We start from the raw sequence: 21,653 nt of genomic DNA on the forward strand, positions 1-21,653 counted from the left end.
ACACACCCTTACATTATAAAGTCCTCTAAAGGATTCTTAATATATCCTTCTTCACATAATGCCTCATAAGCGGAGCGTTTATTCTTCCTTCCTTTATCAATAATTGATTTTAATTTACTATCAACTGCTTCATTTTTTAAATTTCTTTTGTTTTCTTTAATCCCTTCGATGTACTGAAGTGATGCCGCCATTAATTGTTGAACAGTCAACTCTGGAAATTTTTTAATTACATATTTAGCAGCACTTTCAGCAGCTTTTTCATTAATATCTAAATTGATTAAGGATAAAATCAATTTTTCTAATTTAGACAATTCTTTATTTAATCTAGCCTTTTCAATTTTCTCTTTTTTTGCTCTAATTTGCTCTTTAAGATCAAGTACTGGAATTCTATTTTGGAGATATTCTTCTATGTCCATTGGAACAATATCTTCATATTTAGCAATTTCACTTGGCTCACCAGATTTTAAAGCTTTCAACATAGGTTGTAGGATCTGTAAATCCTCTTTAGCTACTTTTTGTATAAGTTGTGAAGTTATTTTTTCAAGACCTGAATCAATCGCCCTGGCTTGTGCAAGTAAATACAATTTTACCGCAATATCTACAATTCCCTGACTCTCCTCATGTAAAGTGTCAAGTAATTCACTTGTAAGTTCTGTACGTTCCTTTGTCCATTGATAATCCCACATGCTAGTAATTAAGACTTCCCAATCGTCATCTTGTTTCATTTGTTGCCAAATCATATCCCCTTGCCCACTACTTCTTCGCGCTTGTCTAAAATCCTTTTGCAACAAAACCTTAGATTTCATAGTTCCAATAAACATCACGGGTACACCAATTTCATTAACTAATGTTACAAAGAAATTCATCATCATTTCTGATGCAACGCCTGAAGCTGATAATAAATGTTGAATTTCATCAATAATTAAAGCACCAATAAAGTGTATACGTGCAACTTGGCCCATCCGAGTAACCATAGAACTAATTGAGTTTGTTTTTTTTCCATATTTCTCAAAATAATTTGTGCCTACTAGCAAATCAATTCTATGAAAAAAATCCATACATAATGTTTTTAACGATCCATCATGAGGACAATTCAACTTTAGCCACACTATTTGAATACTGTTAATAGGATCTTGATGTAAAATTACTTGAGGATAAAGTGATAGTATTCTTTCTATTGCTGAAGTTTTCCCTATTCCGGAAAATCCCATTAAGGTAAAACTTGAAGCTGAAGAGCGTATGTCAGGTGGTAAACCTAGACCTTCTTTATTAATCAATCTACTATGCAATTCATTAAGTACCTGAACATGTTTTTTTTGCAAAGGGTTCCTACTGACATACCCATACCGAATAAATCCTGAAAATCGCTGTTCCAAATTTAAAGTTTGATTAATAGGCTGATAAAAGCGAGATAAACGTAGCAATGAATGATATCGGTGATGATTTGATAAATTTCTTTCAGAATCATTATATAAAGGTAAAAAGCTTAGTTGTTCAAAAGCTTCTTCCTTGGAGAGAATTGGGGGTAACGCTTCTATAAGTGGATTGCCAGCATAATCAATATTTTTTTGCTCAAGGTACTCAGCTTTTTGCACCTCCATACCGTTTTCTAATACAATTATCATTTTACTATTCATTCCTTTTCATTCCGCGTCGTTTATTAAATAATTCCTTAATTAAAGAGGTTTCTGGTGTATTTGCATCAAGCTCATTAGGCTTTAAATCTATAATATTTTCTTGATTATTCTTTAGTTGGATACCTAATTGGAAAGACTCCAGCTCTCTTTGTAAGGCTTTTTCAACTTGTCTATTTTCCCTAATGCTTTTAGTCTTTTTTGCTTTAGTAATATTCTTACTTTGAGTTTGATTTGCAATTTGTATAGACTCCGTAACAATCGCTTCAATGTTACCGAAAAGATTAACCTCCTCTTGAAGTATTGCATGTTCTTCTTTTTTGTAATCATTTCGTTCATTTCTAGTTAACTGTTCGATTTCATCAATCACTTTCCCTTTAAATCTCTCTTGGTGTTCTAAAAGTGAACACACTTCAAACATAGATTCCTTATTTGTATGAAGATAGATATTATCCATATTCCGCGGGTCATATGATATTTCAACTTTCCAGCTTTTGTTGATTCTAGCATTAACAAACCAGGATTCTTTTATTGCCAATTCACAACTGTATAGCATCCCTTTAAATTTTATACCTCTTGATGTTACAGTAGCTTTATCCCTTGGCATTAAATAAAACCTTATAGTATCAGAATCCGCCTTCCTTAACTTACCTGCCCTATTATGAATCCCCCATTTCCAAAGTTCAATTGGAGTAGGTTTAACATTGTCTTCAATCATTCCTGTATCTCTTATATAGTTTTTCATAAAATAATTCTTGTTATAATACAAAACAAAATTAATGATAATTTTTGTATATTGTTCAAGTGTTAACTTGGCTTCCAATCGATAATCCTTAGCTCCTCTTTCTCCAAAATCAGTTTGTATATAGCCAGGTAAGAAAGACTTTATCCTTTCTTGGGTGGTGTCAAATAATTTTTCAACAATACCTTTCCAGTCAGGTCGAAATGAAGGAGTGTTTTCAATAGAAATATTTAATCCATTTATTAAACTGTTAACACTATACCCCTCTAATTCACCTCTATCTCCTAAAATTATTTCTGGTAAATGGGCTGAAGGCCACCATTCATTCGAAATATTAATTCCATAACTGTTGCAGAATTCTTTTTTGTCCGAAGCAGCATTAGCAATAGCCATCATTATCCCCGCCCACGATGGTCCTTCAAATCCAATATACATACCTGTTATTAAGTGTGAATATACATCTATAACAAAATAGATAATGGGTCTACCTACTATCCAATCTGAATTATAACTTGAAATTAAATATACATCAGCCACAGTAGCATCAATTTGATATCGTGAACCAGGTCCTAGTGCTTCATATGTTGATGAGCCCAAAATGGCTCTATTATTGCGCTCAAAACTTTTTATACCATCACGTTTTTTGACAACTTGTTCAATATCAAATTCCTTCTCATACCAATATTTAAATTGAGCCATAGTAGGGATACTATTTTCATCTAATATCGATATGTATTTTAACCCGTTCTCATATCTAACTTCTCCTGCATAAAACTCTTTAATCATCATCTTATATGTAAACGTTAATGTATTTTTCTTATCTGTCAGATAGTATCTTTTTATAGCTTTTCGAAAAATATCCGTAATTTCTTTCGTAACATTAATACCTACAGTATCTCCTAATCTTGGACGACCTCTCTTTTTCTCGCCACTTTTTCTCGTCTTACCTCTCGCACCTGAATTTCTATAATTAGGAACAAGACAATTAGTTGTCATTCCACCTTGCCAATATCTCCTTAAATACTTATATAATGTTGCTTTTGCAAACTGCTTTTCACTCTCTAATTTCTTTACTTCTTTTCCACGTAATTCGCTTATAAATATTGATGGTACATTTTGTACTAAATCTTTAATCAAGTCCCAAGCATTATCCCTAATTTCCCTCTCCTTATCGGTTAACTCCCTACTTATTCTTTGTTGATTACCATTTTGCGTTTCCACCTTAACATAAATTCCTTCTAAAACCCCTTGAGTTAAATCTCTAATCTTCAGTAACATAGGTAATGCTTTTGAGGACTCTACATCTATAACAAAGGAGGTGGTATTTGTTTCATCAATCCATAATAGGCGATAAATTTTATTATTTGTTAAATCCTCTATCAGCTCATTAACCGCTAATGTAATCAATCTTCTCCCCCCCCATTGCCCTTTATAGTTATTTCACTTATTTTCAATTTGCGAATGTCCAACTTCTCCATCATATTAAAGACAATCATTTTTCTTGCTATTAAGTGTTTAATATACGTAAGTGCAGTCCCCACCTCTAAATTATATTCCTCATCAAATTTATTACACAATGAAATTATCTTTATATTCAGTCTTTTTACATTAAACTTAATGACCTTTAATAACTCCAACGCTAATAATTCATCTTCTTCGCAATCCAAGAAATAAAATTTATGTACCCATTGAATATTTTTAACAAGCCCCTCTGGTAGTTCTTTTTCTGTAATAATCCCCCAATTAATTCCTTTTTTCTCCCAATATTCTCGTTCAATTTCAAACTTCTCAATTATCCTTGGGTCTTCTAAATCTTTACTCGGCTTTACTGTGCGAGCTAAATAAACCCTTCTTTTATTTTGAATAAGGGTAATAAAAAAATCTGTCGTCATAGGAATAATTGTATTATTCTTATTATCGATGGAATGTGGAATGCTTTTTTCTTCTGCGATTTTAAAAGTTAGTTCTCTATCTATTGGAAATTGTTCTCTAATATCTAATACATCATCTGACCAATCCAATAGAAAAAAATAACTTCTCTCTAAATTTGAAAAAAACTCATGCTGTCTTTTAGTCTTCCAGCCATTTAAACGTGTTACATTCCCCTTAGAAGAGAAATCTTGTACATTTAACCACGGAGTATACTCGCTTAACTCTCCCTGACCTTTGCCTAGCTTTATATAACGAGCAATTTTTTCTTCCGTCCATCCACTCTCTCTTTTTGCCATATTTAGCACAATCTCCTTTAAGTGAAAATAAAAAATCGTATTTAAGGTAATAATTACCTTAAATACGATTATAAACAAATAACATAAATAGTATACAATTTTATTATCCAGTTCAAAACTTTATTATTGAGTTTACAACTTTATTATCTAGTTTAAAACTTTATTATACGAAAACACATATATTAAATCTAATTTTTGTTCTTACTCAACAGTTACCGATTTAGCTAAGTTACGTGGTTTATCTACATCACAGCGTCGGTGAAGTGCAGCATAGTAGCTAATTAATTGTAAAGGTACTACTGATACAAGCGGTGTTAGTAATTCATGAACATGTGGAATGACTAAACGGTCGCCATCTTCATCAATGCCTGCCATCGCGATAATACATGGATATGCACCACGAGCCGCTACTTCTTTAACATTACCACGGATGTTTAATCCTACTGATGCTTGTGTGACAAGCGCAAACACAGGTGTACCTTCTTCGATTAAGGCAATTGTTCCGTGCTTCAGTTCTCCACCAGCAAAGCCTTCTGCTTGGATGTACGAAATTTCTTTTAGTTTTAAGGCACCTTCAAGGCTGACATAGAAGTCCATATTACGGCCAATGAAGAATGCGTTGCGTGCGATTTTTAAGTAATCTTCTGCAATGTCTTCTAACACATCTTTTGAATCAATAATTGTTTGGATGCCATTAGCGGCAATCGCAAGCTCTTGTTTTAAATCAAATTCTAAGCCTTTGCCATTTGCCTTTGCTGTCACATAGGCTGCTAATGCAAGTACTGCTACTTGTGCCACATAAGCTTTTGTAGAAGCTACAGCAATTTCTGGACCTGCGTGTAATAACAATGTATGGTCAGCTTCACGTGATAACGTAGAGCCTGGTACATTTGTGATCGTTAATGTTGGATAGCCCAACTCTTTAATTTTTACAAGTACTTGACGACTATCTGCTGTTTCTCCTGATTGTGTAATGAAGATAAATAATGGTCTTTCTGAAAGTAATGGCATGTTATAGCCAAATTCACTAGAAATATGCACTTCTACAGGGATACCAGCCATTTTTTCGAAATATTGTTTACCAATAAGACCAGCATGGTAGCTAGTGCCCGCTGCAATAATATATAAACGATCTGCTGCTCGTAAAGCTTCTAAAATCTCCGCATCAATCGTTAAATCGCCATTGTCACCTTCATATGCCTGAATGATTTTACGAATAACTGTAGGCTGCTCATCCATTTCTTTTAACATATAGTGTGGATATGTGCCTTTTTCAATATCACTCATATCAAGCTCAGCAGTATATGGTGCACGCTCTACTACAGTACCATCTAATTTTGTAATTTCCACACTTGCTTTGTGTACGATAACTACCTCTTTATCGTGAAGCTCTACGTATTGATCTGTTACCTGTAGCATCGCCATTGCATCTGACGCAACAACATTGAAACCTTCACCAATTCCAACTAGAAGTGGTGATTTATTTTTTGCTACAAAGATTGTATCTGCTGCCTCTGCATCTAATAATGCCAGTGCATAGGAGCCATGTAATAGAGACAATGTTTTACGGAAGGCGTCTGCAGTGCTTAGACCATCTTTCACAAATAACTCTACTAATTGCACAATAACCTCTGTATCTGTATCAGATTTCATTGGAATGCCTTTTAAATATGTTTTTTGCAATAAGTGATAGTTTTCAATAACCCCATTATGCACAAGTGTAAAGCGTCCTGATGCACTTTGATGTGGGTGAGCATTTAAACGATTTGGCACACCATGTGTTGCCCAACGTGTATGACCAATTCCAATTTTCGCAGCAACATCTTCATCTACCGCTTCTCGTAAATCTGCAATACGCCCTTTTTCTTTGAAAACCGTTACGCCTTCCTCGTTACGTACTGCAATACCCGCTGAATCATAACCACGGTACTCTAGCTTTTCTAAGCCTTTTAATAGAATTTCCTTTGCATCTGATTCACCAATATATCCTACAATTCCACACATAATTCTCGTCCTCCGATAATGTCAATTTAATGCAATGACAAACTAGGCCTCATCCTATCGATTTTTTTGAATGTATAAGCGAAGCTTTATTTTTATAAAAATAAAGCACTCCAATACACACAAGCTACTCAGCCAACTGAATAGAGATCTTCGATATGTGAAGCTTCATCTATTTATCTATTGCTTTTACAATACCTTCTCCACTTTCTGTACATTCAATCACTCAAATGCTTTCAAAATGGAGAATGACAATCGGGTATGTCGATTGGGAGGCATCCGCCGAATTTTCGATAAACCTCCACCTCGTCTGCTGAAGATCTTTTCGTCCGATTTCTTCAGCTCAGGCGCTATAATTGTTTTCCGATTTTGCGCTTTCTTCCCTCCTTAGGCGCACGTTAAAGGATAAGGTCGGACCTCATCTTCAACTTCTCCATCATACTCAATCATATGCTATCCGTCAAATTTTCGTTATAAAAAACACCTAGTCTTAAAGCATTTTCGTGACAAATATGTAGACAAAGCGATACATAAGCACTTTGATAAGCATTGTAATACAAAATAGGCACAAGCATCTAAAATGCTTGTGCCTATCCTTTATTTACTGTCTAATAATTTAACAATTTCTCTATTAAATGCAGGAAGATCATCTGGCGTTCTACTTGTTACAAGCTGTTTTTGACAGACAAATACTTCTTCATCATGGAAGATTGCCCCTGCATTTTCTAAATCCACTTGAATGGATTTATAGCCTGTGGCGTCACGACCATTTAATGTCTTTGCAGTAATGAGAAGTTGTGGTCCATGACAAATGGCAAAGGTAGGCTTCATTTCATCCATAAAGGACTTTGCAAATGCTACTATACGATCATCCGCACGTAATATATCAGGAGAAAAACCACCAGGAATAAATAATGCATCGTAATCTGTAGCTTTTACATCATCAATGCCTTTATCAATTTTCACTGTCTCTCCATGCTTCCCCTTAACTTCCTTGCCCGCTTCGGTATCAATTGTTACTAGCTGATGCCCAGCTGCCTCCAAAGCTTCTTTAGGGCTTGTAAACTCAATGTCCTCAAACATATCTGTTATAACTGTAGCAATTTTAGCCATATCAATTAAACACTCCTTGTTATTGTGACTCCTAATTACTGTTCCCCATCTCGCTTATTTAAAACATTCCTTTCAAATAAGTAAACCCGATTTCCTGTTTACGGAAATCGGGTTTACACTCTATTTCTTATTCTGTTAGGCCCATTTCTACACGTACAACATCTGCAATACGCTCGACAAAACGCTCGCAATCCGTTTCTGTTGCTGCTTCCACCATGACACGAACTAATGGCTCTGTACCTGAAGGACGTACTAAAACACGACCATTTCCAGCCATTTCAGCTTCTACCTCTGCAATTACTGTAGCTACTTTCGCATTATCGGTCACAGCATGCTTATCTGTTACACGCACATTGACAAGACGCTGAGGGTAGATTTTCATTTCAGCTGCAAGTTCTGAAAGCTTTTTACCCGTCGCCTTCATAATGTTGACAAGCTGAATTCCTGTCAGTAAGCCATCACCTGTTGTATTAAAATCTAGAAAGACGATATGCCCTGATTGCTCGCCACCTAAATTGTATTCATTCGCACGCATTTCTTCCACAACATAACGATCACCTACAGCTGTTTGTACACTTTGCATACCATTGTCAGCCACAGCTTTATAGAAGCCCATATTGCTCATCACTGTTGAAACAATTGTTTGCTTCTTCAAACGCCCTACCGCATTTAAATGCTTACCAATGATAAACATAATTTGGTCACCGTCAACGATTTTTCCGTTTTCATCTACAGCAATTAAACGGTCTCCATCGCCATCAAAAGCTAAACCAACATCTGCACCTTTTTCAGTAACAAACTTAGCTAGTCCTTCGGGGTGTGTTGAGCCTACACCATCATTGATATTTAAGCCAGTTGGAGAAGCACCCATTGTAGAAATGTCAGCTTCTAAATCAGCAAATAAATGTGTAGCCAAAGATGAAGTTGCACCATGTGCACAATCAAGCGCTACATGGATACCATCAAATTCTTCATCCACTGTTTGCTTTAAGTATTGAATATATTTTTGACCACCTTCGAAATAGTCGCTTACAGATCCTAAATCTGCGCCTATAGGACGTGGTAATGTATCCTCTTGCGCATCAATTAACGCTTCAATTTCCGCTTCCTGTGCATCTGTTAGCTTAAAGCCATCAGGACCGAAGAATTTAATACCGTTATCTGCAACTGGGTTATGTGAAGCTGAAATCATGACGCCTGCATCTGCGCTCATAATTCGAGTAAGGTATGCCACACCTGGTGTTGAAATAATACCAAGACGCATTACCTCTACCCCAATTGATAAAAGACCAGCCACAAGTGCACCTTCAAGCATCTCACCTGAAATACGTGTGTCACGACCAATTAAAACCTTTGGACGGTCAGTTGCATCTTTTGTTAAAACATAGCCGCCTATACGACCAAGTTTAAATGCAAATTCTGGTGTTAATTCACTATTCGCGACGCCACGGACGCCATCTGTTCCAAAATATTTACCCATTCTACTTATTCTCTCCTTCAATGCAAGACAGTGCCTAGTGAGTTTCTATCAAGCATTAGACACTTGTCCGCTTACTTTTGGAAAAGTCTGCTTTTGTTCATTCATTGGTAATTAGTAATATTCCACTCTGCCAGTTTGTTTGATGAAACCTGAATTACAAACCTGATTGGATTTTTGATTTAGAATCAAAATAAAATTATAGTCACATATTGTTTAAGAATCAATATCTTCCGATTCTTCAGTTGACGTATTTTTATCAGTTGGAGTACTCTCATCTGTCACATCAGGTTCTTCAGTTGGAGGTGGCGTTTCATCTGTAGAAGCTGGTGTTTTCTGCTGTTCTTCTCGTTCAACCTTTGTAATATCTGCCTTCACTTTTATTTTCTTGTCAGATATTTTTGTCACACCATCTGGTAATTTTACATCAAATTCATAAGTTTTGGACTCAGTAATTTTTGACAGGTCAACTGTTATTGGAATGGATGTTAAACTGTCAATAATTGATTTTCTACCATACACTTTAATCATTTTCGGTGTAAATGTTAATGAGTTAATGGTAATGTCCTCGGCAGCTTGCCCTGTTTCGTTAAGGACAACTGGGATCTCTCGACTATACTCCGCTATATCTACTTGAACTTTCACAATTTCAGGTTCAATAGTCACGTCTAACTTATTTAAATCTCTATCTAATACTTTTACAGCTGCTTCCTGCGTAAATGATTGCTTCAAGCCCTGCTCTCCTGTAACAGTTGCTTTTACATAACTAATGCTTTCAATAGCACTTTTTGCACCTGTTACATAAACAGTTGGCGGGTTGGCCGTCATTTCTTTTAAGATAAAACCTTCTTCGATTAAACGTTTGTTCATTTCAGGGTCCACTCGGAACTCCTGCGTGACCTTTTCCTCAATATTTACATGAACAGTTGCAGGGTCTAATGTCACCTTTAACTTATCTGAAATATTTTCGTATTGCAGTTTTACATCATGTTCTCCCAGCAATAAATTGCTCAAATCCGCAAATATAGAAAAATCCTTAGCTCCCTTTGCTTTTAAAACCAATGCCATCGGACCTTCTATCGTTACATCCACAGTTTCAGGTAAACCTGTCACAATAAGATTCTCATTATCGTAATAAACATCCACTGGAACATCATGAATAACATCCGTTTGTTCATTTGAGGTAGCTTTATTTAAAGGTGACAACTCGGTACGCACTGAGAAAAAAAGCAAAAACGCTAAAAACAGCGCGATGATTCTAAGTACCCAAGGGCTATCCATCATTTTATCCATTCTTTTTCCCCCTCCAAGTCAACTTAGAGGATGCATTTGATTCTTGTACTGATCCGAACCACATTTTTCTTAATAATGTTTCGAACTCCTCTAGAGAAAGATTTCGATGGAGATTACCATTTAATGTTATACTAATTGCACCTGTTTCCTCGGAAACAACAATTGTAATAGCATCTGTAACTTCACTTAAACCAAGAGCAGCACGGTGGCGTGTCCCTAACTCTTTTGAAATAAATGGGCTTTCAGATAAAGGTAAATAACAAGCCGCTGCTGTAACTTTATCTTTTTGCATAATAACAGCCCCATCATGTAACGGGGTATTTGGTATAAAGATATTAATCAGTAATTCTGATGAAATTTCAGCATTTAGCCCTATACCCGTTTCAATATATTCATTAAGACCTGTTTCTTTTTCAATAGAAATTAACGCACCTATTCGACGTTTAGCCATATAACTTACAGACTTCTTCATTGCCTCAATAAGTCTTGTTTGTTCTTCTTCCTCTTGACTAGATGAGCGTTGGAATAGCTTTCCTCGTCCAATTTGTTCTAAACCTCGTCTGATTTCAGGTTGGAAAATAATAATAATCGCTAGGAAACCAAACTCAATAACTTGTTGTAGCATCCAGCCAAGTGTTTGTAACCCTAAAAGGTCTGTTGCAATTCGTGCAATAATAATGACGAATATTCCCTTAAGTAATTGGACAGCCTTCGTACCTTTAATGAGGGTTAAGACTTTATAAACAACGTACCAAACGAGCAGTACATCAATGAAGTTAATAACAATATTCACAGGCGTTAAATCCGTGAAATGTTCGATAATTTGCACGTGGCATCCCCCACTTTTCATTACGAATCCATACACATTCAAGTATATCACATTCTTATCAAATGTAACTTTTTTCAAATAAAAAGTCTACTCAGAAGAGTAGACCTTTCAGCCTCTCACGTGCACTATTTTTTAGGACGTATAGAGTGTTATTTAGTTTCTTCTTTTTCCTCAAATGTCATGGCTGTCTTAACAGAATTTTTAATTGTATACCATAACCATTCAAATACTTCGTCAATTTCTTCGATTCTCCCTGAAACTACCGCTGAAGATGCCATATATTGCCCGTTGATTACTGTGACGTTGCCATCAACTTCTCCTTCAACAATCAAATCGCCATTTTTTACAACAATATCGCCTTTTACCACTTCTCCTTCAGGGACAATCACTGTTTGACCATCCACAACTAAATTAGGTTGCTTGGTTACTGAGAAATGCTGGTCATCCATGAAGCTACCCAATAATGTAGCACTCATGAATAGGCAAAATACTGCTGCTGCCACAAAGAAAGGATGCCGGCGAATCCATTTTTGTATACCTACTCGACTTTTTGGTTTTGGTAAACGAGCCATAACTGCTGCTTCAAAACCCGGAGGCGCTGTAATATGGGAAGCACTCTTCACAAAGGCGATTGTTTCACTCAATTCTTGCATCAACTGTTTACAATCATTACATGTATGCAAGTGTTGTTTCAACTCTTGCTCATGCTCACGACTAATGTCACCGTCTAAATAATCATGCATATAGTCTATAATATGCTCTGGACAAGTATTCATGACGCTCCCCCTCCTACAGATTGTTTAATTGCTTACGTAATGCCTCACGTCCGCGGTGAATTCTCGTTTTCACCGTTCCAAGCGGCATATCTAAAATCTCGCTAATCTCTTGTAACGATAACTCTTCTATATATTTCAATACTATAACCGAACGGTATTTATCCGGCAATCGTCCAATTTCATATTGAATGCGATCTTGCAGCTCCATTTGTTCTAACTGCTCCTCTGGTAGCTGGTCGTCTGCTGCGATTTGCGAATACATATCAAGCCCTTCTGTACCAGCTACTTCTGCATCTAAATAATAATCCGGTTTCTTTTTTCGAATACGGTCAATGCAGAGGTTTGTCGCTATGCGATAAAGCCACGTTGAAAACTTTCTTTTCTGATCAAATGTATGCAAGTTCATATAAGCTCGCACAAAAGCCTCTTGAGCAATGTCTTCAGACTCTTGTTTGTTGCCTAACATTCGATAGCATACTTGGTACAGTTTGTGCTGATAGAGACTCACAATATCGGCAAATGCGTTTTGATCGCCTTTAAGCACTTGTTTTATTCTCTTATTTACTAACGCATCCATTGTGTTGACTTCTCCACCTTTACAACTGTCTTATACTATACGAAGCACCGATAAGAAAAGTTTCGTTTTAATTCAATTATAGCAAAAGATTTTTATGCAATGTGGCAACAGGCAATTTTTTGTCAAATTTTCTTTAAACTAGTGTTTCACCAAATAACGAACCCATTAATGCAACAGCCACATTTGCTGTTGTATTCTTTTCATCTAATATAGGATTTACCTCTACAAACTCTGCTGAAGTTACCATGCCTGATTCTTGTAACATTTCCATCGCTAAATGGCTTTCTCGGTACGTAATTCCGCCTGGAACTGGAGTACCCACACCTGGCGTATAAAGTGGATCTAGTCCGTCTAAATCAAGTGATAAATGTAAACCATCTACATTTCGTTCCTTTAAATAAGCAAGTGCATCTTCCATCACACGCGTCATGCCAAGTCGGTCAATTTCATGCATTGTATATACTTTAATTCCTTGTTGACGAATCAATTCACGTTCTCCCGGATCTACTGAACGAGCTCCAATAATAATCACGTTTTCTGGCTTAATTTTTGGAGCATAGTTGCGAATTTGCACTAAACGTTCATGTCCTAGCCCAATACTAACAGCTAACGGCATCCCATGTATATTGCCTGAAGGTGTTGTTTCAGGTGTATTTAAATCTGCATGAGCGTCATACCAGATAACACCGAGATTTTTGTAATGCTCACCTAATCCAGCTAATGTTCCAATAGCAATGCTATGGTCTCCACCAAATACGAGTGGGAATTTCTTTTGTTCCACTACTTCATGCACACTATTTGCTAATGCAGTACTAACATCTACAACTTCCTCTAAATTTAGTAATTTTTCATCCACAGCTCCGTCAGCAAGCTTTTGACTAACACGAATATCCCCTTGATCCTGTACATCGTGTCCGATAGCCTCTAAACGTTCAACAATACCTGCATATCGAATAGCACTTGGTCCCATATCTACCCCACGGCGTGTTTGTCCGTAATCTGTTGGTACTCCAATAATAGAAATATTAAGTTTATTCATGTTTTTATACCCCCTAAAAGTTATAAGATTATTGTAAAGCCTACATACCACTTGGCTCAACTCGACAAAAAGTTGTATATTTATTCATTTATAAATAACATAAAAAAATCTCCTACTGTTTTCAGCAAGAGATTAGTTATCTGTAGTTAATATAACACTTTTGAATAATTTTCATTCTAAAAAAGTGAGCCATGAAGGACTCGAACCTTCGACCCTCTGATTAAAAGTCAGATGCTCTACCAACTGAGCTAATGGCTCATAAAAGAAAAAATGGCTGGGGTACTAGGATTCGAACCTAGGCATGACGGAATCAAAATCCGTTGCCTTACCGCTTGGCTATACCCCAATCATTTATAAAACTGGTGGAGGGGGACGGATTCGAACCGCCGAACCCTAAGGAGCGGATTTACAGTCCGCCGCGTTTAGCCACTTCGCTACCCCTCCGAAATAACACAATAAGAATGGTGGAGGATGACGGGCTCGAACCGCCGACCCTCTGCTTGTAAGGCAGATGCTCTCCCAGCTGAGCTAATCCTCCATAGAAACAGGTGTTATATCACAGTTTATATTCTTTATAAAGCCTATGTTTTAAATGGTGACCCCTACGGGATTCGAACCCGTGTTACCGCCGTGAAAGGGCGGTGTCTTAACCACTTGACCAAGGGGCCAATATTATGTCTCAAACAAGACAAGAATTATAATAACATTTTTCATTAATAATTGCAATGCTTTTCCACAAATTTTTTTATGTATTATAGCATTTGAAAAAAGGACAAAAAAATGGCTCCGAAGGCAGGACTCGAACCTGCGACAACCTGATTAACAGTCAGGTGCTACTACCAACTGAGCTACTTCGGAACAATGCTATTCACTTTGGTTTTAGACAACCTCTTAAGTACATTTATTATTATAGCAAGCATTATAAATAATGCAACACATTTTGTGAAAATTTTTATATTTTTTGTCGAAGTATGCTCTTATATTCGTTTGAAAGCATAATAGTTCTCTATTAATTCTAATATTTCTATTTAACGTACTAAATATTCTTGCTGTATATTATTGTAATTGTTAAAATAAAAATAGTTTTATGAATTTTCTATCAAATTTTCTGGGGGAGGATGTTCAAGATGGTATCAAATGATTTAATTGCACCTGAATTTTATAACATCACAGAGGAATTAGAAAAATTTTCGCAAGATAGTGATCGCCAAGCAATACGTTGGTTAAATACACAACAAGAGAGACGTACAGTTTCTTATGTGGAGCTTAACCAAAAAATGAATCAATACGCAAACGCTTTTACGGAGAAGGGGCTTCAAAAAGGTGATCGTGTATTAGTTATTATTCCTCGACTTCCAGAAGCCTATTTCGTTTTTCTAGGCTGCTTAAAGGCTGGTATCGTACCCATTTCATGTTCAGAGATGCTACGTGCAAGCGATTTAGAATATCGGATGGAACATTCTTCTGCTAGTGCAGTTATTGCTTATGAGGCTTTTACTAGTGAAGTTGATCAAATTGCTTCTTCTGTAGACGCATTGAAAAATAAACTAGTGATCGGTGCTGCGAAAGAAGATTGGACTTCTTTAGATGAATTAGCAAGCAAGCAGCCAGCTACATTTACAGCTGTAGCTACTACACGTGATGACATGGCATTCCTTTCTTATACATCTGGTACAACTGGTAAACCTAAAGGCGTTGTTCATTCACATGGCTGGGGATATGCACATATTAGAACTGCAGCTTCAAAATGGCTTTGTGTACGTCAAGGGGACCTCGTGTGGGCAACAGCTGCTCCTGGTTGGCAAAAGTGGATATGGAGTCCTTTTTTATCCACAATCATGCTCGGCGCTACTGCATTTGTCTATCATGGTGGATTTGATGCAAAAACCTATCTTCAATTAATGCAGGATGAAAAAGTTAATGTTCTATGTTGTACACCGACCGAATACCGGATTATGGCGAAAATCGATAATTTACAAGACTACAATCTATCATCTCTACGAAGTGCCGTTTCTGCTGGTGAACCTTTAAATCGTCCAGTTATCGAAACATTTATGAATCATTTTGGACTAAAAGTACGTGACGGCTATGGACAAACCGAAAACACATTATTAATTGGTACACTCGAAAACACAGAATTACGTCCTGGTTCTATGGGTGTTCCAACTCCAGGTAATATTGTACGTATTATCGACAATGAAGGGAAGGAAGCACCAGTTGGCGAAGTTGGTGATATTGCTGTTCACAAATCTTCACCAGCTTTATTTAAAGAATATTATAAAGAACCAGAGCGCACACAAGCTGCATTTCGTGGGGACTGGTATATTACAGGTGATCAAGCAAAATGTGATGAAGACGGTTACTTCTGGTTTGAAGGTCGTGGGGATGACATTATTATTTCATCTGGTTATACGATCGGACCATTTGAAGTTGAAGATGCATTAAACAAACACGAAGCTGTACAAGAATGTGCAGTTGTAGCTGCGCCAGATGAAATTAGGGGGCATATTGTAAAGGCATTTGTTATCTTACGAGAAGGCTTCAAAGAATGTAATGAAGATGAGTTAACAAAGGAACTACAGGAGCATGTTAAAGCGTTAACAGCCCCTTATAAATACCCTCGTAGTATCGTCTTTATTGATGAGTTACCAAAAACGACATCAGGGAAAATTCGCCGTATCGAACTACGAGCTACTACAGTTCATACACACTAAGTTAAGTATCTAAAAAGAAGGCATCCATTGTGGATACCTTCTTTTAAAAAATAGTCGGCTCAAATAAAAAAAGCCACTACTGAGTGTATCAGTAGCGACTTTTTGCGCCTAGCGACGTCCTACTCTCACAGGGGGAAGCCCCCAACTACCATCGGCGCTAAAGAGCTTAACTTCCGTGTTCGGTATGGGAACGGGTGTGACCTCTTTGCCATCATCACTAGACTTTTATTCGACCTCCAATACACGGCGTATTACGGCGTCTTGAAGCTCTCTTTTTTTATTGAAAGATTTGTTCTTTCAAAACTGGATAAACGGTGCATTGAATGTTTCAAACTTTTTGGTTAAGTCCTCGATCGATTAGTATTCGTCAGCTCCATGTGTCACCACACTTCCACCTCGAACCTATCTACCTCATCGTCTTTGAGGGATCTTACTTACTTGCGTAATGGGAAATCTCATCTTGAGGGGGGCTTCATGCTTAGATGCTTTCAGCACTTATCCCGTCCACACATAGCTACCCAGCGATGCCTTTGGCAAGACAACTGGTACACCAGCGGTGTGTCCATCCCGGTCCTCTCGTACTAAGGACAGCTCCTCTCAAATTTCCTACGCCCACGACGGATAGGGACCGAACTGTCTCACGACGTTCTGAACCCAGCTCGCGTACCGCTTTAATGGGCGAACAGCCCAACCCTTGGGACCGACTACAGCCCCAGGATGCGATGAGCCGACATCGAGGTGCCAAACCTCCCCGTCGATGTGGACTCTTGGGGGAGATAAGCCTGTTATCCCCGGGGTAGCTTTTATCCGTTGAGCGATGGCCCTTCCATGCGGAACCACCGGATCACTAAGCCCGTCTTTCGACCCTGCTCGACTTGTAGGTCTCGCAGTCAAGCTCCCTTGTGCCTTTACACTCTACGAATGATTTCCAACCATTCTGAGGGAACCTTTGGGCGCCTCCGTTACCTTTTAGGAGGCGACCGCCCCAGTCAAACTGTCCGCCTGACACTGTCTCCTGCCCCGCTAAGGGGCATGGGTTAGAATTTCAATACAACCAGGGTAGTATCCCACCGACGCCTCCTTCGAAGCTGGCGCTCCGAGATCTCTGGCTCCTACCTATCCTGTACAAGTTGTACCAAAATTCAATATCAGGCTACAGTAAAGCTCCACGGGGTCTTTCCGTCCTGTCGCGGGTAACCTGCATCTTCACAGGTACTATAATTTCACCGAGTCTCTCGTTGAGACAGTGCCCAGATCGTTACGCCTTTCGTGCGGGTCGGAACTTACCCGACAAGGAATTTCGCTACCTTAGGACCGTTATAGTTACGGCCGCCGTTTACTGGGGCTTCAATTCGCAGCTTCGCTTGCGCTAACCACTCCTCTTAACCTTCCAGCACCGGGCAGGCGTCAGCCCCTATACGTCACCTTACGGTTTTGCAGAGACCTGTGTTTTTGCTAAACAGTCGCCTGGGCCTATTCACTGCGGCTCTCATGCGCTTGCACGCTCAAGAGCACCCCTTCTCCCGAAGTTACGGGGTCATTTTGCCGAGTTCCTTAACGAGAGTTCTCTCGCACACCTTAGGATTCTCTCCTCGACTACCTGTGTCGGTTTGCGGTACGGGCACCTCTCACCTCGATAGAGGCTTTTCTTGGCAGTGTGAAATCAGGAACTTCGTCCATACGGACTCGCCATCACAGCTCAACGTTACAGTGTGCGGATTTGCCTACACACACGCCTTACTGCTTGGACGCGCACAACCAACGGCGCGCTTACCCTATCCTACTGCGTCCCCCCATTTCTCAAACGGTGAGGAGGTGGTACAGGAATATCAACCTGTTGTCCATCGCCTACGCCTATCGGCCTCGGCTTAGGTCCCGACTAACCCTGAGCGGACGAGCCTTCCTCAGGAAACCTTAGTCATACGGTGGACGGGATTCTCACCCGTCTTTCGCTACTCATACCGGCATTCTCACTTCTAAGCGCTCCACCAGTCCTTCCGGTCTGACTTCAACGCACTTAGAACGCTCTCCTACCACTGACATCGTAGATGTCAATCCACAGCTTCGGTGAATCGTTTAGCCCCGATACATTTTCGGCGCAGCGTCACTCGACCAGTGAGCTATTACGCACTCTTTAAATGATGGCTGCTTCTAAGCCAACATCCTGGTTGTCTGTGCAACGCCACATCCTTTTCCACTTAACGATTACTTTGGGACCTTAGCTGGTGGTCTGGGCTGTTTCCCTTTTGACTACGGATCTTATCACTCGCAGTCTGACTCCCGTGTATAAATATCTGGCATTCGGAGTTTGTCTGAATTCGGTAAACCGGGATGGCCCCCTAGTCCAAACAGTGCTCTACCTCCAGTATTCTCATCACGAGGCTAGCCCTAAAGCTATTTCGGAGAGAACCAGCTATCTCCAAGTTCGATTGGAATTTCTCCGCTACCCACACCTCATCCCCGCACTTTTCAACGTGCGTGGGTTCGGGCCTCCAGTAAGTGTTACCTCACCTTCACCCTGGACATGGGTAGATCACCTGGTTTCGGGTCTACGACCACGTACTAATTCGCCCTATTCAGACTCGCTTTCGCTGCGGCTCCGCCTTCTAAAGCTTAACCTCGCACGTAATCGTAACTCGCCGGTTCATTCTACAAAAGGCACGCTATCACCCATTAACGGGCTCTAACTACTTGTAGGCACACGGTTTCAGGATCTCTTTCACTCCCCTTCCGGGGTGCTTTTCACCTTTCCCTCACGGTACTGGTTCACTATCGGTCACTAGGTAGTATTTAGCCTTGGGAGATGGTCCTCCCGGATTCCGACGGAATTTCACGTGTTCCGCCGTACTCAGGATCCACTCAGGAGAGAACGAACTTTCGACTACAGGGCTTTTACCTGCTCTGGCGGACCTTTCCAAGTCGCTTCATCTAACTCGCTCTTTTGTAACTCCGTATTGAGTGTCCTACAACCCCAAGAGGCAAGCCTCTTGGTTTGGGCTCTTCCCGTTTCGCTCGCCGCTACTCAGGGAATCGATTTTTCTTTCTCTTCCTCCAGGTACTTAGATGTTTCAGTTCCCTGGGTCTGCCTTCAAGACGCTATGTATTCACGTCAAGATACTACGCGATTAAACGTAGTGGGTTCCCCCATTCGGAAATCTCCGGATCAAAGCTCACTTACAGCTCCCCGAAGCATATCGGTGTTAGTGCCGTCCTTCTTCGGCTCCTAGTGCCAAGGCATTCGCCGTGCGCCCTTAATAACTTAACCAAGTTATTAAGCCTATAAAAAACTTAAAAAATAAATGTGTTTGTTACAATTTCAATGTCGTTTTATCCAGTTTTCAAAGAACAAGTTTTGAAGTGTTTCATTCAGATAGAATGAACCTTCAAAACTGAACGCAAAACGTAATCTTACAAACCCAAGGTTTGTATTCCGAAATAATCCTTAGAAAGGAGGTGATCCAGCCGCACCTTCCGATACGGCTACCTTGTTACGACTTCACCCCAATCATCTATCCCACCTTCGGCGGCTGGCTCCAAAAGGTTACCTCACCGACTTCGGGTGTTACAAACTCTCGTGGTGTGACGGGCGGTGTGTACAAGGCCCGGGAACGTATTCACCGCGGCATGCTGATCCGCGATTACTAGCGATTCCGGCTTCATGTAGGCGAGTTGCAGCCTACAATCCGAACTGAGAACGACTTTATCGGATTAGCTCCCTCTCGCGAGTTGGCAACCGTTTGTATCGTCCATTGTAGCACGTGTGTAGCCCAGGTCATAAGGGGCATGATGATTTGACGTCATCCCCACCTTCCTCCGGTTTGTCACCGGCAGTCACCTTAGAGTGCCCAACTAAATGATGGCAACTAAGATCAAGGGTTGCGCTCGTTGCGGGACTTAACCCAACATCTCACGACACGAGCTGACGACAACCATGCACCACCTGTCACCGTTGCCCCCGAAGGGGAGACTATATCTCTACAGTGGTCAACGGGATGTCAAGACCTGGTAAGGTTCTTCGCGTTGCTTCGAATTAAACCACATGCTCCACCGCTTGTGCGGGCCCCCGTCAATTCCTTTGAGTTTCAGTCTTGCGACCGTACTCCCCAGGCGGAGTGCTTAATGCGTTAGCTGCAGCACTAAGGGGCGGAAACCCCCTAACACTTAGCACTCATCGTTTACGGCGTGGACTACCAGGGTATCTAATCCTGTTTGCTCCCCACGCTTTCGCGCCTCAGCGTCAGTTACAGACCAGAAAGTCGCCTTCGCCACTGGTGTTCCTCCAAATCTCTACGCATTTCACCGCTACACTTGGAATTCCACTTTCCTCTTCTGCACTCAAGTCCCCCAGTTTCCAATGACCCTCCACGGTTGAGCCGTGGGCTTTCACATCAGACTTAAAGGACCGCCTGCGCGCGCTTTACGCCCAATAATTCCGGACAACGCTTGCCACCTACGTATTACCGCGGCTGCTGGCACGTAGTTAGCCGTGGCTTTCTAATAAGGTACCGTCAAGGTACAGCCAGTTACTACTGTACTTGTTCTTCCCTTACAACAGAGTTTTACGATCCGAAAACCTTCTTCACTCACGCGGCGTTGCTCCATCAGGCTTTCGCCCATTGTGGAAGATTCCCTACTGCTGCCTCCCGTAGGAGTCTGGGCCGTGTCTCAGTCCCAGTGTGGCCGATCACCCTCTCAGGTCGGCTACGCATCGTCGCCTTGGTGAGCCGTTACCTCACCAACTAGCTAATGCGCCGCGGGCCCATCCTATAGCGACAGCGAGATGCCGTCTTTCAGTCTCTTGCCATGAAGCAAAAGAGATTATTCGGTATTAGCCCCGGTTTCCCGGAGTTATCCCAAACTATAAGGTAGGTTGCCCACGTGTTACTCACCCGTCCGCCGCTAACGTCAAAGGAGCAAGCTCCTTTTCTGTTCGCTCGACTTGCATGTATTAGGCACGCCGCCAGCGTTCGTCCTGAGCCAGGATCAAACTCTCCATAAAAGAAATTTGATTAGCTCAAATTGTTTTGCTGGCATCATGTTTGATGTCCAAAATTGTGTTTCGTTCACTAGCAAAGCTAGCTACTTAAAAATTTATTGATTACGTTTTGCTTGTTCAGTTTTCAAGGTTCATGTTTCTTTATTTCGTTGTCACCTCTTGGCGACTTATACATAATAACATCGATTATTCATGAAAGTCAACACTAAATCATAAGTTTTTTTAAAGAGATTC

Annotated in this window: 12 protein-coding genes, 6 tRNA genes and 3 rRNA genes; 1 reads left to right on the forward strand and 20 read right to left on the reverse strand. The window is 40.0% G+C overall.

From position 1 onward, the window contains the following. Positions 1–8 precede the first annotated feature (8 nt). From LCP48_RS22350 to LCP48_RS22430, 17 genes are all read right to left on the reverse strand, one after another. Positions 9–1,637: an AAA family ATPase gene (locus LCP48_RS22350; protein ID WP_004225334.1), complete on the reverse strand. Its 1,629-nt coding sequence runs from the start codon at positions 1,635–1,637 to the stop codon at positions 9–11. After that, the gene (locus tag LCP48_RS22355; RefSeq protein ID WP_225340529.1) at positions 1,630–3,783 is read right to left on the reverse strand and encodes a Mu transposase C-terminal domain-containing protein; all 2,154 of its coding nucleotides are present in this window, start codon (positions 3,781–3,783) and stop codon (positions 1,630–1,632) included. Before LCP48_RS22355 ends, LCP48_RS22350 begins: the two co-directional genes overlap by 8 nt. After that, the gene (locus LCP48_RS22360) at positions 3,780–4,604 is read right to left on the reverse strand and encodes a heteromeric transposase endonuclease subunit TnsA (RefSeq protein WP_004225339.1); all 825 of its coding nucleotides are present in this window, start codon (positions 4,602–4,604) and stop codon (positions 3,780–3,782) included. Before LCP48_RS22360 ends, LCP48_RS22355 begins: the two co-directional genes overlap by 4 nt. 201 nt (positions 4,605–4,805) lie before the next feature. Next, entirely contained in the window at positions 4,806–6,608 is a 1,803-nt protein-coding gene (gene glmS, locus LCP48_RS22365) for a glutamine--fructose-6-phosphate transaminase (isomerizing) (protein ID WP_054549731.1), read from the reverse strand. 594 nt (positions 6,609–7,202) lie between these two features. Beyond that, positions 7,203–7,718 carry a type 1 glutamine amidotransferase domain-containing protein gene (locus LCP48_RS22370; RefSeq protein ID WP_004225393.1) on the reverse strand — a complete coding sequence of 172 codons (516 nt, stop codon included), beginning with the start codon at positions 7,716–7,718 and terminating at the stop codon, positions 7,203–7,205. A 127-nt stretch (positions 7,719–7,845) separates the two neighbouring features. Then, the gene (gene glmM / locus LCP48_RS22375; protein ID WP_004225394.1) at positions 7,846–9,198 is read right to left on the reverse strand and encodes a phosphoglucosamine mutase; all 1,353 of its coding nucleotides are present in this window, start codon (positions 9,196–9,198) and stop codon (positions 7,846–7,848) included. Between the two features lie 213 nt (positions 9,199–9,411). Next, positions 9,412–10,488 (reverse strand): CdaR family protein, encoded by a 1,077-nt coding sequence (locus LCP48_RS22380; RefSeq protein WP_225340530.1) that lies wholly within the window; start codon positions 10,486–10,488, stop codon positions 9,412–9,414. Next, on the reverse strand, positions 10,481–11,317 hold the full coding sequence (gene cdaA, locus LCP48_RS22385; protein ID WP_009370548.1) for a diadenylate cyclase CdaA: 837 nt from the start codon (positions 11,315–11,317) through the stop codon (positions 10,481–10,483). Before cdaA ends, LCP48_RS22380 begins: the two co-directional genes overlap by 8 nt. A 149-nt stretch (positions 11,318–11,466) precedes the next feature. Next, the gene (locus LCP48_RS22390) at positions 11,467–12,093 is read right to left on the reverse strand and encodes an anti-sigma factor family protein (protein WP_004225400.1); all 627 of its coding nucleotides are present in this window, start codon (positions 12,091–12,093) and stop codon (positions 11,467–11,469) included. Positions 12,094–12,106: 13 nt separating this feature from the next. Further along, on the reverse strand, positions 12,107–12,670 hold the full coding sequence (gene sigW, locus LCP48_RS22395) for an RNA polymerase sigma factor SigW (RefSeq protein WP_004225410.1): 564 nt from the start codon (positions 12,668–12,670) through the stop codon (positions 12,107–12,109). A 133-nt stretch (positions 12,671–12,803) separates the two neighbouring features. Then, the gene (rocF, locus tag LCP48_RS22400; RefSeq protein ID WP_004225412.1) at positions 12,804–13,709 is read right to left on the reverse strand and encodes an arginase; all 906 of its coding nucleotides are present in this window, start codon (positions 13,707–13,709) and stop codon (positions 12,804–12,806) included. A gap of 185 nt (positions 13,710–13,894) precedes the next feature. Next, positions 13,895–13,967: transfer RNA gene (locus LCP48_RS22405), tRNA-Lys, on the reverse strand. A 13-nt stretch (positions 13,968–13,980) separates the two neighbouring features. Next, positions 13,981–14,055 (reverse strand) — tRNA-Gln (locus LCP48_RS22410). A gap of 14 nt (positions 14,056–14,069) precedes the next feature. Further along, positions 14,070–14,153 (reverse strand) — tRNA-Tyr (locus LCP48_RS22415). A gap of 18 nt (positions 14,154–14,171) precedes the next feature. Further along, positions 14,172–14,247: transfer RNA gene (locus tag LCP48_RS22420), tRNA-Val, on the reverse strand. A 55-nt stretch (positions 14,248–14,302) separates the two neighbouring features. Beyond that, positions 14,303–14,377 (reverse strand) — tRNA-Glu (locus tag LCP48_RS22425). 113 nt (positions 14,378–14,490) lie between these two features. Next, positions 14,491–14,567, reverse strand: a tRNA-Asn gene (locus LCP48_RS22430). A gap of 269 nt (positions 14,568–14,836) precedes the next feature. Here LCP48_RS22430 and mbcS point away from each other — a divergent pair. Further along, a complete protein-coding gene (gene mbcS, locus LCP48_RS22435; protein ID WP_225340531.1) occupies positions 14,837–16,423 on the forward strand; it encodes an acyl-CoA synthetase MbcS in 1,587 nt (528 codons plus the stop codon). A 106-nt stretch (positions 16,424–16,529) separates the two neighbouring features. Here the strand turns inward: mbcS and rrf are convergent. From rrf to LCP48_RS22450, 3 genes are all read right to left on the reverse strand, one after another. Continuing rightward, positions 16,530–16,645: ribosomal RNA gene (gene rrf, locus LCP48_RS22440) — 5S ribosomal RNA — on the reverse strand. A 115-nt stretch (positions 16,646–16,760) separates the two neighbouring features. After that, positions 16,761–19,688: ribosomal RNA gene (locus tag LCP48_RS22445) — 23S ribosomal RNA — on the reverse strand. A 181-nt stretch (positions 19,689–19,869) separates the two neighbouring features. Then, positions 19,870–21,422, reverse strand: a 16S ribosomal RNA gene (locus tag LCP48_RS22450). Together the 16S, 23S and 5S rRNA genes form the textbook arrangement of a ribosomal RNA operon. Between the last annotated feature and the right edge of the window lie 231 nt (positions 21,423–21,653).

The organism is Lysinibacillus capsici (assembly GCF_020217405.1).
GTDB classification, from domain to species: domain Bacteria; phylum Bacillota; class Bacilli; order Bacillales_A; family Planococcaceae; genus Lysinibacillus; species Lysinibacillus capsici.

Coding starts and splice junctions, on each gene's coding strand:
- LCP48_RS22350 (WP_004225334.1), bottom strand. CDS start 1,637: ATGAATAGTAAAATGATAATTGTATTAGAAAACGGTATGGAGGTGCAA.
- LCP48_RS22360 (WP_004225339.1), bottom strand. CDS start 4,604: ATGGCAAAAAGAGAGAGTGGATGGACGGAAGAAAAAATTGCTCGTTAT.
- glmS (WP_054549731.1), bottom strand. CDS start 6,608: ATGTGTGGAATTGTAGGATATATTGGTGAATCAGATGCAAAGGAAATT.
- LCP48_RS22370 (WP_004225393.1), bottom strand. CDS start 7,718: ATGGCTAAAATTGCTACAGTTATAACAGATATGTTTGAGGACATTGAG.
- glmM (WP_004225394.1), bottom strand. CDS start 9,198: ATGGGTAAATATTTTGGAACAGATGGCGTCCGTGGCGTCGCGAATAGT.
- LCP48_RS22380 (WP_225340530.1), bottom strand. CDS start 10,488: ATGGATAAAATGATGGATAGCCCTTGGGTACTTAGAATCATCGCGCTG.
- LCP48_RS22390 (WP_004225400.1), bottom strand. CDS start 12,093: ATGAATACTTGTCCAGAGCATATTATAGACTATATGCATGATTATTTA.
- sigW (WP_004225410.1), bottom strand. CDS start 12,670: ATGGATGCGTTAGTAAATAAGAGAATAAAACAAGTGCTTAAAGGCGAT.
- rocF (WP_004225412.1), bottom strand. CDS start 13,709: ATGAATAAACTTAATATTTCTATTATTGGAGTACCAACAGATTACGGA.
- mbcS (WP_225340531.1), top strand. CDS start 14,837: ATGGTATCAAATGATTTAATTGCACCTGAATTTTATAACATCACAGAG.